Below are 14778 nucleotides of genomic sequence, written 5' to 3'. Positions count from 1 at the left end.
CTGTTTGCACCTTAAATCTGCTTCTTTTTCTGTGCTGTTTTACGCACTCATTTTACGGCATGGCGGGGTTTTCATTGTGCATTTCTTTTTAAAGTGCTAGAATACCGGGTATGAAGAAGAATTTAAGCGCGCTTTTGGAATCACTGGACGGCGGCTATAAAATTGTTGCCGCGGACGGTTTTTCTGCGCCGGAAAATACTGATTCCCTGGTGGAAGGACTTGCATTTGACAGCCGGGATGTAGAGTCCGGATATTTGTTTTTTGCCCTGCCCGGCACACACACAACGGGCAGCAGGTTTATTGCACAGGCGGTTTCGCGCGGCGCCAGTGCGGTTGTTTTTCAGGATGACATTTCGCCTGATGAGGCCGGGGAGATAAAAAAATCCCTTGCCGCTTCAAAAAATCAGACAGTGTTTGTAAAAGTCCCCTCCGCGCGCTTTGCAATGTCGCCCGTGAGCGCATGTTTTTTTGACAATCCCTCTGAAAAGCTTGTGGTCTACGGCGTGACCGGCACTGAAGGCAAGTCCTCCACAGTGTCGTTTATATGGCAGCTTCTGCGCCTGAACGGAATCAAGGCGGGCTTTGTTTCCACAGTGCAGTATTCGCTCGGCGGCGAAGCGGTCGACAATCCCATGCACCAGACAACACCCGAAGCCCCTGTTGTTCAGCAGAGGCTCTACGAGATGCTCAGTAACGGCTGCACCCATGCTGTAGTTGAAGCTTCAAGCCACGGCCTGAGCAGAAAGCTGAACCGGCTGGGGGATGTTCTTTTTGACTGCGCTGTGTTTATGAACGTTACGCTTGAGCATCTTGAATTCCATGGAACATACGAGCAGTACAGGAGCGACAAGGCGAACCTGTTCCGCGCGCTCGACCTGCACAGCCACCATAAGATAGTCGGCGGCATAATGCAGAAAATCCCTTCATTCGGAGTAGTCAACCTTGAAGACCCTGCCGCCTCGTACTTCGCCTCATGCACAAGGCAGAAAGTGGTGGGCTTTACAACCGAGGGCAAGGCCGGCAAGCAGGCTGCAATGGGGCTTGATTCCCCTCCGCTCCCTGAAATTCCCAGGGATATGCCGTATTTTTCGTGCAGGAATATCGCTTCTGCAAGATTCGGGCTTGCGTTCAGTATACACCGTTTTGAAGCCCCGGATTCCCTTCAGAACGAAAATTCCGTGGTTCACGTAAAGGCTTCTGTTCCGGGGGCATTCAACGCATACAATATAACCGCCGCTGTTCTTGCCGTGCACGGAACTACCGGCATTTCAATACAGGAGCTTGCCCAGTGCGCGCAGAAGCTTGTTTCGGTAAAGGGGCGCATGACTGTCATAGACGAGGGGCAGCCTTTTGAAGTGATTGTTGACTATGCCCACACTCCCTCAAGCTTTGAAACTATCTTCCCTCCGCTCAGGAACCGCGCCCCTGCAAAAATGCTGTGCGTGTTCGGCTCCGGCGGCGAGCGCGACACAACCAAGCGGCCTCTTCAGGGCGAAATAGCAGCGCGGTTCTGTGACACTGTGATTCTTACAGACGAGGATCCGCGCAGGGAAGACCGCATGGCTATCCTTGAGCAGATAGCGCAGGGAGCAAGAAGAAACGGCAAAAAGGACGGCCAGAACCTGTTCCTTGTTCCTGACCGCCCCCAGGCCATAAGAAAGGCGTTTGCGCTTGCGGAAAAAAACGACATTGTCCTTCTGCTTGGAAAAAGCCATGAAAATTCAATAATTTACGCCGAAAATTCAATAAAATATGATGAGATTTCCGAGGCGTGCAAGGCTTTGTGTGAAATGGGGTTTAAAAAATGAATGTAGTTTTGTTATACGGTGGAAAATCAGGCGAGCATGAGATTTCTCTTTTGTCATGCGCTTCAGTAATCAGGAATATAAGCGCGGCGCACAATGTTTCGCTTATTTCAATTTCAAAGGACGGAAAATGGTACCTTGAGGATTCCTCTGTTTTTGAGGAAGTAAGGAGCAATCCCGGGGCAGCCCTTTGCGTGCACGAGGACGAAAGCCGCGAGGTGAAAGTTTCGTTCGGGCAGGGAAAAGACCGCGTGTTTTTTTCAGGGGGAAGCTACATTCCGTGCGATGTTGTTTTTCCTGTTCTGCATGGAACATACGGCGAGGACGGCACTGTGCAGGGTGTGTTCGAGATGGCCGGAGTTCCCTTTGCGGGCTGCGGAACGCTTGCTTCCGCCGCTGCGATGGACAAGGAAACTGCAAAGATTCTTTTAAAGAGCGCAGGAATTCCTGTTGTTCCCTACGTGTGCCTTACAAGAGCGCAGATAAATTCCAGCTCTCTTTACGACAGCCTTATTGACAATGCCGTTGAAACACTGGGATTTCCGCTTTTTGTAAAGCCGTGCGCCGCCGGTTCAAGCGACGGTGCGAGCCTTGCCCGGAACAGAAAGGAGCTTTCGTTTGCGCTCATGGAGGCATTCACCTGGGACAACAAGGTGCTTATAGAAAAGGCTGTTGATGCGCGCGAAGTGGAATGTTCCGTCACAGGAAACTCCGTTACTGCCCATCCTGATTCTTCCTGCACTGTTCTAAAGGCATACGGGCCGGGCGAGATAGTTCCCACGCATGATTTTTATGACTACGATGCCAAGTACAACGACCCTGACGGCGCAGAGCTTAAAATTCCGGCTGATTTTCCCGCTGAAACGCTTGAGCAGATAAGGGAAACCGCCAAGAAAGCGTACTCAGCCCTGAATTCTTCAGGCTTTGCGCGCGTGGACTTTTTTGTTGACCGCAGTACAGGCGAAATATACCTGAACGAAATAAACACGATTCCCGGCTTTACAAAAATAAGCATGTTCCCGAAGATGTGCGAGGCTGACGGATTGGATTATTCGTCGCTGATTGATTATCTTCTTGAAGAGGGAATTGAAAACTTCAATGCCAGACAGAGCCTCTGCACTTCAAGATAAAGCCAGAGGCTTCATAAGCTATAAAGGGAGGCTGAAAAGCTGTCATGGGGGCTTTCTAAAGTTCTGCCATGTTGCTGAAAAAAAACTGTTATGCTGCTGAAAAGCATTGTCATGATGAACTTGTTTCAGCATCTGTACTGGACAGAACATAGATTCCGAAACGAGTTCGGAATGACAGAGAAAATTCGGAATGACAGAGTGCCAAAAAACATTAGACAGCCTAAAAAACTGTTATGCTGCTGAAAAAGCATTGTCATGCTGAACTTGTTTCAGCATCTGTACCGGGCAGAGCATAGATTCCGAAACGAGTTCGGAATGACAGAGAAAATTCGGAATGACACTGAAAATTTGGAATGACAGTGTAAGTTCGGAATGACAGCAGACGTCTAAAAAGTTCTGTCATGGAACTAAAAAAACTGTCATGCTGAACTTGTTTCAGCATCTGTACCGGGCAGAACAAAGATTCCGAAACGAGTTCGGAATGACAGCAGACGTCTAAAAAGTTCTGCCATGGAACTTAAAAAGCTGTCATGGAGTTTAAAAACTGTTATGCTGCTAAAAAAGCATTGTCATGCTGAACTTGTTTCAGCATCTGTACTGGACAGAACAAAGATTCCGAAACGAGTTCGGAATGACACTGTAAGTTCGGAATGACATTGTAAGTTTGGAATGACAGCAGACGTCTAAAAAGTTCTGCCATGGAACTTAAAAAAAACTGCCATGTTGCTGAAAAGCATTGTCATGCTGAACTTGTTTCAGCATCTGTACTGGGAAGAACATAGATTCCGAAACAAGTTCGGAATGACAGTGAAATTTCAGAATGACAGTGAAAATTCAGAATGGCAATATGCTGAAAAATTATTGGACAGCCACTTTGCTTTAATGAGGGGAAAACCTTAGTTTACGGAGGAAAAAAAATGCCGCATATTTATCCGCAGGGATGCTGCTTTAATTCGCTTGAAGAAATCAACGGCAAAAAAATAACCGTTATGGGGCTTGGACTCAACGGCGGCGGTGAAGCCTGTGTGCGCTTTTTTTTAAGGCACGGGGCTTTTGTTACCGTCACGGACATGAAGACCGCAGAGCAGCTTGCGCCCACAATCAAATCTCTCGCAGAGGACAGGTTTCTGGATAAGTCAAGGCTCCATTTTGTTCTGGGCGGACACAGAATAGAGGATTTTTCAGGAGCCGACTGTGTAATAAAAAATCCCGGTGTAAAAATCGAAGGCAATATGTACCTGGCGGCGGCAAAGGCGATTGAAACGGACATCAGCATTTTTCTTCGCTTTTCCAAGGCGCCGATTATCGCAGTTACGGGAAGCAAGGGAAAATCCAGCACGGCGAGCGCAATTTCGTACGGTCTGAACCAGGCAGGATTCAAGTGCTTTCTGGGCGGAAACATAACGGTCAGTCCGCTTTCCTTCCTTGAAAAAACAGACGGAATGACCCCGGTTGTGCTTGAGCTTTCCAGCTGGCAGCTCGCTGATTTGCGCGGAAGAAAGCTCCTGAAGCCTAAAATCGCAGTGATTACCAAGATTGTTCCCGACCACCAGAACTGGTACGGCGACATGGACAGCTATATCGAGGACAAGAAGCTGATTCTTGCCGACCAGGACAAGGATGATTTTGCGATTATTGACTTTGACGAGGACAATTACCTGAAGGAAACGGCATGCCCCAAGAGAGGCTGTAGGTGCTGGGGCGACTTTTTTGCTTCAGATGCGAAGGCTAAGGTTCTCAGGTACAGCAAGGCGACTCTTCCGGCGGATGTTTTCGGGGCTTACATTGAATTCCGCGGCGGCTCCCATTACGGAGTTGTGCGTGTTCCGGGGCAGCTTATAAAGCCGCATCTAAAGGAAAAGACTGTCTTTGAGGAAGTCATAATGGAAAATCTTCAGGTTCCCGGCGAGCACATGAGGGCAAATGTCCTGAATGCGTGCGTTGTCATGTACCTGATGGGCATTGCTCCGGCTCAGATTTTGTCAGTAATCGGGCAGTGGAAGGGAATTCCACACCGTCTGGAAAAGTTCTACGACTGGAAAAGCCCTTCCGACGGGCGAAAGGTTGTTTTTTTCAACGACAGCTGCTCCACAGTGCCTGAAGCGTGCGCGGCGGCGAGCCAGTCGTTTGAGCAGCGTGTTGTGCTTATTGCGGGCGGCACAGACAAGGGGCTTGATTTTCTTCCGCTTGCAAGATGTCTTGACCCTGAAAGCAACACAGCGTTTCCGCCCTATGAGATTTATCTGCTTTCCGGCACCGGCACAAACAAGCTTGTTTCCATGCTTGATGAGCGCGGCGTAAAGTACGAAGGCCCGTTTGATTCTCTACAGATTCTTCTGGAAGTTCTGAAAACCTGCCTTATGTCGAACAATGCGAGCCGGAACTATGGCGGCGTTTACTCTGACACATGGCTTCCTGTTGTGTTCTCACCTGGGGCGACTTCATTCGGAATGTTTGCGAATGAATTTGATCGCGGAGATAAATTCAAGTCGCTGGTAAAGTTGATATTCCAGGTATAGCGGCTGCCGTTTCGGGCGGTCAAAAAAAAGGCTTTATGCTCCGTCGCTTTTCGGCGCAGTGCATAAAGCCTTTTGCGTTTAGTTAAAAAACTGCAAAGCCAAAGCTTTAATCGTCAGCGTGCCTTGCCGATGTATTTATCCGCAGATTTTCTGCTCGCACTCGCGGTAAAGCGATGCTGTTTTTTCCACGATTTCCGCAGGGATTTCCTTGATGTTCGGGTCGCCTGCAAGGTTGTTTTCCTTGAGCCAGTCGCGCACAAACTGCTTGTCGTAGCTTGCCGGGCTTGTTCCGGGCTTGTAGGTCTGCGCGTTCCAGAAGCGGCTTGAGTCCGGAGTAAGAACTTCGTCTGCAAGCACAAGCTCTCCGTTTTCGTCAAGTCCGAATTCAAATTTTGTGTCGGCGATGATGATTCCGTTCTTGAATGCGTGCTCGTAGCATTTTTTGTAGACAGCGAGCGCCGTCTGCTCTATCTTTGTGCCGAGCTCTTCCCCGAGGTCTTCCTTCATATAGCTGAGCGTTACGTTGATGTCGTGTCCTTCCGCGGCTTTTGTTGAAGGTGTTACAATCGGCTCTTCAAGTTTTTCCGCCTGCTGGTATTCCCTGCTGAATTTGTGTCCCAGGAACGGCTCGCCCTTTTTGTATGCTTCGTACATTGAACCGAACATGTAGCCTCTTACAATCACTTCGTATGGAATCATCCTGAGCTTTTTTACAAGGATTGTCCTGCCTTCGTATTCAGGCTTCTGGAATTCAGCCGGCATATCCTTGAGGCTGGAAGAAATCATGTGGTTCTTGCAGATGTCCCCTGTGTGCTCAAACCAGAAGTTTGAAAGCGCGTTCAGGACTTTTCCCTTTCCGGTAATCATTGTGGGAAGAATAACGTCAAAGGCGGAAATGCGGTCTGTTGTTACAATGACCATGCGGCCGTCTTCCAAATCATAGACTTCGCGGACTTTGCCGCTGATAATTTTTTTCATATCAAACCTCGTGGCTGAAAGTTTCTTGTTATGGTGCCTTATTATAGTTCTTTTGCAGAATTGAATTCAAGAGAAGTGTATTTTAGCCGTTTACGGGAAGAGTTGCATTGTTTTATTCGAGGGCGGCTTTTTGCCCGGGGAGCATTCGGAATTTTTCCGAATGCAGAAGTCTGTGTTTCTTCAGCAGAAAAGGGAATTATTCGGAAAACCCTTTTTTTGCAAGCGGAACCAACATTCCTCCCAGTGCATTTCCAAGTGTCATGATAATCAGGCAGAGGAAAGTCCGGGCTGTCCATGTTCCTGACACTGAAAAATAGAACATATCGGCTATGCTGTGTTCAAATCCGCTCAGAATAAACGCCATCACGGGAAGAAAAACCGCCATGATTTTTCCCACGGGATTTTCAATTTTGCTGAACCCGTCCGCCGCGATGAACATGAGTATTCCGCAGAAAAAAGAAAGAACCAGAAGGCTTGCGGGAGTGTCCGCGGCTTTTACCGAGCACATGGCGGCCGCTTTTTCCGCTATGCCGCTTATCCGTGTGCAGAGAACAAGGCGCGCAAACATAAATGTTCCGGCAAAGTTTCCAAGCCAGATAAGGGCGACTTCCGCAATGTAGGAAGGCTTTCTTTCAACGATATATCCGACTTTTCCGGTGTAAAGGTAGAAGCCGAAATTCAGGATTATAAACAGTCCCGTTCCGAATAAAAACGCCCCCGCCATTTTGTTTTCGCATGAAAGAAAAACAGTCGCTCCGATTCCTATTGCAATTCCCGTCATAAATGAACGCAATGCGATATTGATGATTTTTTGTTTAATTGAATTTTCCATGCGCCGATTTTACTTTTTTTTACTGATTTTGTCTTTAGGGCTTTTTCGCAGGCTGGCTTTAGGTTTCAGTTTTTGAATCTCCCTGAAAAAAACGCGCGGCTTTAAAAAGTGAAATTTTTCAAATTTTGCAAATGAGTTTTTCGAGGTTTTCATTGTAAAATCTGAATTATGTGATATAATTTTTGGAGCGAATTTTTTGGCGTTTTGCTTTCATCAAAATAAAAACAGGTTTAATTATGGAAAAAAGAACAGGTGTTGTTGTCCCTCTTTCCGCCTTGTACACAAAGGACTGTGCAGCTTGCGGAGATTTTTTGGCCCTGAAGGATTTTGCGGATTTCTGCGGAAAGGCAGGATTGTCTTTGATTCAGCTTCTTCCTGTAAATGACACGGGAACCCAGTCATCTCCGTATTCCGGGCTTTCTGCGTTTGCCCTTCATCCGCTTTTTATAAGAATCAGCGCGCTTCCGGAATTCACGGCGGCTTTAAAAGGCAGCAGGCAGTTTGCTTCGGCGTACAGGAATTTTGAAAAGAATTTTGTGTATGCCCGCAGGTTCGACTACGATGCTGTTGTGAGCGAAAAAAATCAGCTTCTTCATCTTCTGTTCAATTATGTGGAAAAATCCGCCGCGGATGATTCTTCCCCGGAAAATCTTTCGGCGCAGCTTGATAAGTTTGTACGCTCGAACAACTGGGTTATTCCCTATGCTGTTTTCAAGAACATAAAGGACGAAAACATGCAGGCTTCCTGGAAAAGCTGGGATGAGCAGGTGCGCACTCTGACACGCGACAAAATCATGCTTAAATGGAACAACAAGGCGAAAAAATCCAGCCACCGCTTTTTTGTCTGGTGCCAGATGAGGGCCGCCGAGCAGTTCAAGGAAAGCGCGGATTATCTCAGGTCAAAGGGGATAATTCTGAAGGGCGACATTCCGATTCTGATGAACGAGGACAGCGTTGACTGCTGGATGTACCCTGAGTTTTTCAGGCAGGATCTGCGCGCCGGCTCTCCGCCTGACGGTGAAAATCCGCTCGGACAGAATTGGGGCTTTCCGACTTATGACTGGGAGCGGCTTGAGGCTGATGGTTTTTCATGGTGGAAGAACCGCATAAAGGTTGCATCCCAGTATTATGATGCATTCCGCATTGACCATGTTTTGGGCTTTTTTAGAATCTGGGCGGCAAAGGAAGCGGAAACAACGGCATATCTCGGACACACAGTTCCCTATGCGGATTTTTCCAGAAAAACTCTGAATGAGCTTGGCTTTTCCGACGACAGGATAAAATGGCTTTCCGAGCCTCATATTCCGACTGGGCTTATTGAAAACATCACCTGGAACCACGGCGAAGCTGTTTATTTTCTGGAGCAGGTATGTGACAGGGTGAACGGCGAGGAGCTTTGGAATTTCAAGAAGGAAATCAGTGGCGACAAGGAAATTTTCAGCCGGAAATTCTGTGACGACAAGGCAAAGGATGACGCTGTGAAAAATGCGCTTGCTGAAAAATGGCGCGACCGTTCCCTGATTCAGATTGAAAAAGACCGCTTTATAAAAGTTTTTACATTTGAAAAGTCTTCCGCGTGGAAAACGTTGTCCTGGGACGAGCAGGAAAAACTGAAGGCTCTTTTTTCACAGACAGAGGAAAAGGAAAGCGCGCTCTGGAAACAGCAGTCTCTTTCTTCCCTGGGGGCAATCGTCCGTGCTTCCGACATGATTCCGTGCGCTGAGGATCTGGGCGTGAATCTGAAGGTTCTGCCTGAAGTGCTCGGTGCGCTTGAAATTTTTTCGCTTAAAGTTGTGCGCTGGTGCCGGGAATGGGAAAAAGACGGTCAGCCTTATATTCCGTTCAGCCAGTATCCAGAGCGGAGCGTTGCGGTCACTTCCGTGCATGACAGCTCGACATTGCGGCAGTGGTGGAATTCAGAAAAAGACAGTGTGAGGGCGTTCCTTGCTGCCTGCGGCGGAAATAACTGCCCGGATGCAAATTCCGCCTTTACTCCTGACATTGCGGAGTTTGTTCTGAGAAGCGTTGCCCGCTGCGGAAGTTCTCTTCTTGTGAATCCGCTTCAGGATTATCTTTTTATGGAGCACTGCTTTTATCTTGAAAATGAAAATGATGAGCGCATAAATGTTCCCGGAAGTGTCAATAGCTTCAACTGGACGTATAGAATTCCGGCCGCTGTTTCGGAGCTGGCGGAAAACAGGTCGCTGCTGAATAAGATAAATGCTGTTGTTCAGCTTCATGACAAAGAAAACTAGGGAAGCGCTGGCTGGTCATCGCTTCTCCGCTGTTTTGCATTTCTTTAGGATGTTGCAAAACGGCAGATATTTTTAGAAGTTATCTTGGAAAATTTCAGTTTTCCGAGATTTCCTGTTGTTAATTGAATTATTTGGAGTAAATTATGAAAATTTCCTACAATGAGTTTCACATCAGCCGCAAAATAAGGGAAGAATGTGGCTTTGCAGAATCTCTTTTTGCTTCCTCGGGAAATGTTATTTTTGCTGATTTCAAGGCTGTGCATGCTTTCCAGACAAAGCTGAACGGACTTTTTGAAAAGCGCGGTCAGAATGAAAAAAAAGTTTCCGCCGGCTCCCTGAATGCGATGGGGCTTATCGATGAAATTTTTCACTATGTCTGCATGCTTTTTAGAAGAGATAAGGCTCCGCTGTGCTTTAAAAATCTTCTTGCAGACTTGGACAGGAGTTTTTCACGGGAAAAGATTGACGCCCTTTTTTTGCAGTTTATGCAGGAATTTCCGCCTGTAGCTGTTTTCAAGAATGAAATTTCCGCCGAGGAATTCCTTGCGCAGAATTGCTTTGATTCTGGCACAAAAACGGAGCGTTCAAACCGCGAGCAGGTTCTGGAAGAGCTTGTCATGCTTCATATTGCGAATGAAAATCCTGCGTTTCATCCTTTTGCGGTTTTGTTCGATGATTCCGCGCTGGCCTCTAATGCGGACTATATAAAGACATGGAATCAGATAAAGTCTTTCTTTTTGACACAGCCGGTTTTCGGGCCTAAAAATAATACGCTCATAAATATGCTGAAGGAGCCTGTTGTTGCTTCCCCGACTTCGCTCAAGGGGCAGCTGGATTATATCCGCACGTACTGGAGTTCTCTTCTGGGTGAATGGCTTCTGCGCCTGCTTGAGGGAATCGACACAATTTCCGAAGAGGAAAAGGCTTCGTGGCATCCTGTAAACGGCGGCGAAGTTTCAATGGAAGCCTACACTTATAATGAAGAAAATCTGATGAAGGAATACGAGCGTTTCAGCCCGGACCGTGAGTGGATGCCCAAGGTTGTGCTGATGGCAAAAACTGTGCTTGTGTGGCTCTATCAGCTTTCAAAAAAATACAACCGCGATATTTCCAGGCTGGATCAGATTCCTGACGAGGAGCTTGATGCGCTCAGGGATGAAGGTTTTACGGGGCTATGGCTCATAGGACTTTGGGAGCGCAGCTATGCTTCAAAGAGAATAAAGCAGATAAACGGAAATCCGGAGGCGGCCGCTTCTGCATACTCTCTGCTTGACTATGAGATTGCAGGAAATCTCGGAGGCTGGCAGGCTCTGGAAAATCTCAGGTACAGGTGCTGGATCCGCGGAATTCGTCTTGCAAGTGATATGGTTCCAAATCACACTGGAATGGATGGAAACTGGGTTACGGAGCATCCTGATTATTTTATCACAACCAAGGACTGTCCGTTCCCGGGCTATACCTTCAACGGTGAAAATCTGAGCCGCGACGGCCGTGTTTCGATTTTCCTTGAAGACCACTATTATTCAAAAACTGACTGCGCGGTGTGCTTTAAGCGCGTGGACAATGCGACCGGGGATGTCACTTACATTTACCATGGAAACGATGGAACCGGAATGCCGTGGAATGATACAGCGCAGATTGACTTTTTGAACCCTACGGCGCGCGAGGCGGTTATGCAGCAGATTCTGAAAGTTGCACGCAATTTCCCGATTATACGCTTTGATGCCGCGATGGTTCTTGCAAAAAAGCACATACGCCGCCTTTGGTATCCGGAGCCGGGTCATGGAGGCGACATTGCCAGCCGCAGCCGCAGTGCCTTGAGCTCGCAGGAATTTGAAAAAAGAATTCCGAATGAATTCTGGCGCGAGGTTGTTGACCGGTGTGCTCAGGAAATGCCGGACACTCTTTTGCTTGCCGAGGCGTTCTGGATGATGGAAGGTTATTTTACCCGAACGCTTGGAATGCACCGTGTCTATAATTCGGCGTTTATGAATATGCTCAAAAAAGAGGAAAATCAAAAGTACCGCGACACTGTGAAAAATACAATAAAATTCGATCCGCAGATTCTGAAGCGTTTTGTGAATTTTATGAACAACCCTGACGAGGAAACCGCTGTTGCGCAGTTCGGAAAGGGCGATAAGTATTTTGGAGTCTGCACTCTGATGATTACAATGCCGGGGCTTCCTATGTTTGGGCACGGACAGCTTGAAGGCTTTGAAGAAAAATATGGAATGGAATACACAAGGGCCTACAGGGATGAAAAAGTCGACCAGGATTTGATGAACCGCCACTGGCACGATATTTTTCCTCTGATGCACAAGAGGTACCTGTTTGCCCCTGTGGAAAATTTCCTGTTCTATGATGTGTGGGACAATGGCAGGGTGAACGAAAATGTGTTTGCCTATTCAAATTCTGTGGGAAGCGAAAGAACTATTGTTTTCTATAACAACAAGTATGAAAGGGCGCAGGGATGGATAAAGCAGTCATGCGAGTATGTTGTAAAAACAGGTTCTGGCGAAAATGACAAAGTTATGCTTTCAAAATCCCTGGCGGAGAGCATGGGCTTCACCTATGGATACAACCACTATGTTATTTTCAGGGAGCATAGAAGCGGCCTGTGGTTTGTGCGGAAAAGCGACGACCTTATCAACAGCGGAATGTTTGTTGCCCTCAATGGCTTTGAGGCGCAGGTGTACCTTGATGTGCAGGAAGTTGTCGACGGCGCGGACGGAAAATATTTCCAGCTCAATGAGCTTTTGAACGGCTCCGGTGTTCCTGATCTTCATATTGCATGGCAGGAATTCCGCTACAAGGATTTGTTTTCTGCGCTCAAGAATTTTATCACAAAGGAATTTGTGCATGACATACATGAGCTTTTCACCGCTGGTTCCGAAGAGAAAAAAGAGAAAGCCGCGCTTGATTCAGCCAAGAAAAAGCCGCTTGAAAAGATTTTCAGTTCTGTAAAGAAAGCCGCGCTTGCATATTATGAAACAGAGGCGGAATTCATTCAGGGTGAAGAAATAATTCTGGAAGAAATTTCTGGAAGGAAACCAAAGGCAGTGAAGGCTGCGGCGCCTGCTTCTCCTGAACAGAAATTCAAGGCGTTTACAAAGCAGATTGAATATCTTTATAAAACCTGGTCTTCTCCAAAGGACGACGATTCTGTGGAGAGCCTGGAGATGGAAATTTCAACGGGAATCAATAAAAATGAATTCAGCGCTGAAATTCTGTGCGCCTTTGCGGCTGTTTCTTCCGCCGGAAGTGAAAACTGCAAGAAATGGGGCTACAGCAGAAAGCTGACTGAAATCATTGAGAGCGCGGGATTCTTCAGCTCGGAAACGAACAGCAATTTTGTCCGCATTTTTGAGGGCATGAAAATCAGCGGGCTTGACTTTGGGCCTGCGGGCTTTATGAATTCGACATATACTCTTGCCCGGCTGCTTGTGGATTCTGAAAATTCATTTATGCTTACAGGCGCAAATGAATTCAACGGTGTGCGCTGGTTCAACAAGGAGAAAATGGACGCAGCTCTTTGGTATGCGCTTGCGGCAAACTGCATGTCTGGAAGTAAAACTTTCTGCGAGCAGATTTTCAGAATGTACAGAACTCTGTTTGCTTCAAAGGAAGTTTCTGAGTACAAGTGCGGGCTTTTTACAGATGCCGTGAAGCCTGTGGAAAAAATTTCCCGGAAAACAGCAGGGGCAGAAAAAACTACTGAAAAAAAGTCCGCCCCGAGAAAATCTAGGAAAGATGCAGGGATTTCAAAATTGAAATAACAGAGCCGCTGTCATCCGGAGCAAGAGGTGTTCTGTCCAGTTTGACAGGCTTGAATGCTTCGGTGATGGCCTCTGGTGTTTCAGGGGATTCTCCCAGATTGTGCATAAGGAAATTTTTGCTGAGCACGGGCGAATCTCTTGCAACCAGAACTATCGCGCGGTCTTCCTCTGAAACTGCGCCGCATCTTTTTAGGACTGCCGCATACGCCGAGGCTGTGTCGTAGTCTGCGTACACTTTGTATTTCATAAAGAGCTGCTTGCATGCGGCTTCAACTTCTTTTTCTGAAACTGCGGCTGGATATACAAAGCTTCTGAGCATAAGGGATTTTTCCTTGAAAATCTGTTCAAGCCGCTCGATGTTTGACGGAGATGCCGGATCTGCGGGCGTGCGTTTTTCAAGCGGAATCATGCTGTTCATGACAATGCAGTTTCCTGCTGCATCAAGTGTCAGCTCTGGAGTTGCAGGAACAATAAATCCGTTTACAGGCAGCGCCATTCTCCAGCCGTAAAGTCCTGAAACCAGATTTCCGTAGTTTCCGGCGGGGAATGCATAAAAAATATCTCCGCTTGTTATGTTCTTTAGGCGCGAAAATGCGAATGTGTAGAAGAATGCCTGCGGAAGAAGTCTTCCGATGTTTGCGGTGTTTGCTACGGTCAGGTTCAGCTCACTGACAAGCTGTCTGTCTTCAAAAATTTTCCTTACGATTTTGTGGCAGTCTTCCTCTGTTCCGCTGACTTCGATGGGGTAGATATTTCCGCCGTTCCAGACAAAATTTTTTTCATCTATTCCGCGGAATTTTCCCTTAGGCGCAAGAAGCACGGACTTCAGGAGCTTTTTTCCCTGCATTGCCTTTGACATGCATGCTCCAAGCTCGCCGGTGGTTGCATCAAGAAGAATCGCTTTTTTTCCGTCTATCCGGAGAATTGTTTCCAGCGTGGAAGTCAGGTACGAAACTCCGAAGTCCTTGAAAGTTCCGGTTGCTCCATGGTAAAGCTCCAGGATAAAAAGGTTTTTGTCCAGCTGCCTGAAAACCGGGTCGTTCGGAAATGCGTGTGTCGCTATTGCCTCGCAGATTACAGGGCTGAATTCTTCGTTTATCATTGCGGAAGTCAGCGCGCCTGCAAGAGAAGCAAATGTTGTTTTTTCGTTTGTATAGAGAATCCAGCGGCGCAGGTCTTTTGTGTCGACCGGAACATAAAGTCCTCCGTCGGAAGGAATGCAGTCCAAAATGGCTTTTTTGAATCCTGCTGTATTCTGGGCGTTTCGTGTGCTGAAAAATTTCATCTTTGTATCCCCTTACATTTTTTTCATAGTTCTTTTTTATGTGTCTGTCTGTAATTTTTTTGTTTTCAGAAAATATCTTGAGCGTGCTGGTTAATTGAAATTTGCAGCCGCCTGATTGGCATCAGCATTTTCTGAAAAATTCCCTGTTCAAAATAATAGCATTTTTGGAGGCTTCTTTCAATGTTAGGGAAGAGCGAT

Annotated in this window: 8 protein-coding genes; 5 read left to right on the top strand and 3 right to left on the bottom strand. The window is 47.1% G+C overall.

Features of this window, described 5'->3' with window-relative positions:
* Positions 1 to 110 precede the first annotated feature (110 nt).
* From ACI4L0_RS03795 to murD, 3 genes are all read left to right on the top strand, one after another.
* A complete protein-coding gene (locus ACI4L0_RS03795) occupies positions 111 to 1808 on the top strand; it encodes a Mur ligase family protein (protein ID WP_439798840.1) in 1698 nt (565 codons plus the stop codon).
* The gene (locus tag ACI4L0_RS03790; RefSeq protein ID WP_439798839.1) at positions 1805 to 2935 is read left to right on the top strand and encodes a D-alanine--D-alanine ligase family protein; all 1131 of its coding nucleotides are present in this window, start codon (positions 1805 to 1807) and stop codon (positions 2933 to 2935) included. The genes ACI4L0_RS03795 and ACI4L0_RS03790 overlap by 4 nt, the downstream gene beginning before the upstream one ends.
* A gap of 917 nt (positions 2936 to 3852) precedes the next feature.
* A complete protein-coding gene (gene murD / locus ACI4L0_RS03785) occupies positions 3853 to 5454 on the top strand; it encodes a UDP-N-acetylmuramoyl-L-alanine--D-glutamate ligase (RefSeq protein ID WP_439798838.1) in 1602 nt (533 codons plus the stop codon).
* Positions 5455 to 5589: 135 nt separating this feature from the next.
* Here the strand turns inward: murD and ACI4L0_RS03780 are convergent, their stop codons facing one another.
* Positions 5590 to 6474, bottom strand: coding sequence for a phosphoribosylaminoimidazolesuccinocarboxamide synthase (locus tag ACI4L0_RS03780; RefSeq protein ID WP_439798841.1), 885 nt, complete (start codon positions 6472 to 6474; stop codon positions 5590 to 5592).
* A 154-nt stretch (positions 6475 to 6628) separates the two neighbouring features.
* Positions 6629 to 7264: a formate/nitrite transporter family protein gene (locus ACI4L0_RS03775; protein WP_439798837.1), complete on the bottom strand. Its 636-nt coding sequence runs from the start codon at positions 7262 to 7264 to the stop codon at positions 6629 to 6631.
* Between the two features lie 236 nt (positions 7265 to 7500).
* Between ACI4L0_RS03775 and ACI4L0_RS03770 the strand changes: the two genes are divergently transcribed.
* Together ACI4L0_RS03770 and ACI4L0_RS03765 are read left to right on the top strand one after the other, a co-directional pair.
* Positions 7501 to 9519 (top strand): 4-alpha-glucanotransferase, encoded by a 2019-nt coding sequence (locus tag ACI4L0_RS03770; RefSeq protein ID WP_439798836.1) that lies wholly within the window; start codon positions 7501 to 7503, stop codon positions 9517 to 9519.
* 143 nt (positions 9520 to 9662) lie between these two features.
* Positions 9663 to 13295, top strand: coding sequence for an alpha-amylase family glycosyl hydrolase (locus tag ACI4L0_RS03765; RefSeq protein WP_439798835.1), 3633 nt, complete (start codon positions 9663 to 9665; stop codon positions 13293 to 13295).
* Here the strand turns inward: ACI4L0_RS03765 and ACI4L0_RS03760 are convergent.
* On the bottom strand, positions 13261 to 14580 hold the full coding sequence (locus ACI4L0_RS03760) for a pyridoxal-phosphate dependent enzyme (RefSeq protein WP_439798834.1): 1320 nt from the start codon (positions 14578 to 14580) through the stop codon (positions 13261 to 13263). The two genes, ACI4L0_RS03765 and ACI4L0_RS03760, sit on opposite strands and share 35 nt — an antisense overlap.
* Between the last annotated feature and the right edge of the window lie 198 nt (positions 14581 to 14778).

Origin of the sequence: Treponema sp., assembly GCF_051883275.1 — a bacterium.
Classification (GTDB): domain Bacteria; phylum Spirochaetota; class Spirochaetia; order Treponematales; family Treponemataceae; genus Treponema_D.
The sequence above is the reverse complement of the archived record's forward strand: the minus strand, read 5'-3'. Positions and strand labels throughout refer to the sequence as shown.

Excerpts from the sequence above, each read along its gene's own strand:
- ACI4L0_RS03795 (WP_439798840.1), top strand. The coding sequence starts at position 111 with ATGAAGAAGAATTTAAGCGCGCTTTTGGAATCACTGGACGGCGGCTAT.
- ACI4L0_RS03790 (WP_439798839.1), top strand. The coding sequence starts at position 1,805 with ATGAATGTAGTTTTGTTATACGGTGGAAAATCAGGCGAGCATGAGATT.
- murD (WP_439798838.1), top strand. The coding sequence starts at position 3,853 with ATGCCGCATATTTATCCGCAGGGATGCTGCTTTAATTCGCTTGAAGAA.
- ACI4L0_RS03775 (WP_439798837.1), bottom strand. The coding sequence starts at position 7,264 with ATGGAAAATTCAATTAAACAAAAAATCATCAATATCGCATTGCGTTCA.
- ACI4L0_RS03770 (WP_439798836.1), top strand. The coding sequence starts at position 7,501 with ATGGAAAAAAGAACAGGTGTTGTTGTCCCTCTTTCCGCCTTGTACACA.
- ACI4L0_RS03765 (WP_439798835.1), top strand. The coding sequence starts at position 9,663 with ATGAAAATTTCCTACAATGAGTTTCACATCAGCCGCAAAATAAGGGAA.
- ACI4L0_RS03760 (WP_439798834.1), bottom strand. The coding sequence starts at position 14,580 with ATGAAATTTTTCAGCACACGAAACGCCCAGAATACAGCAGGATTCAAA.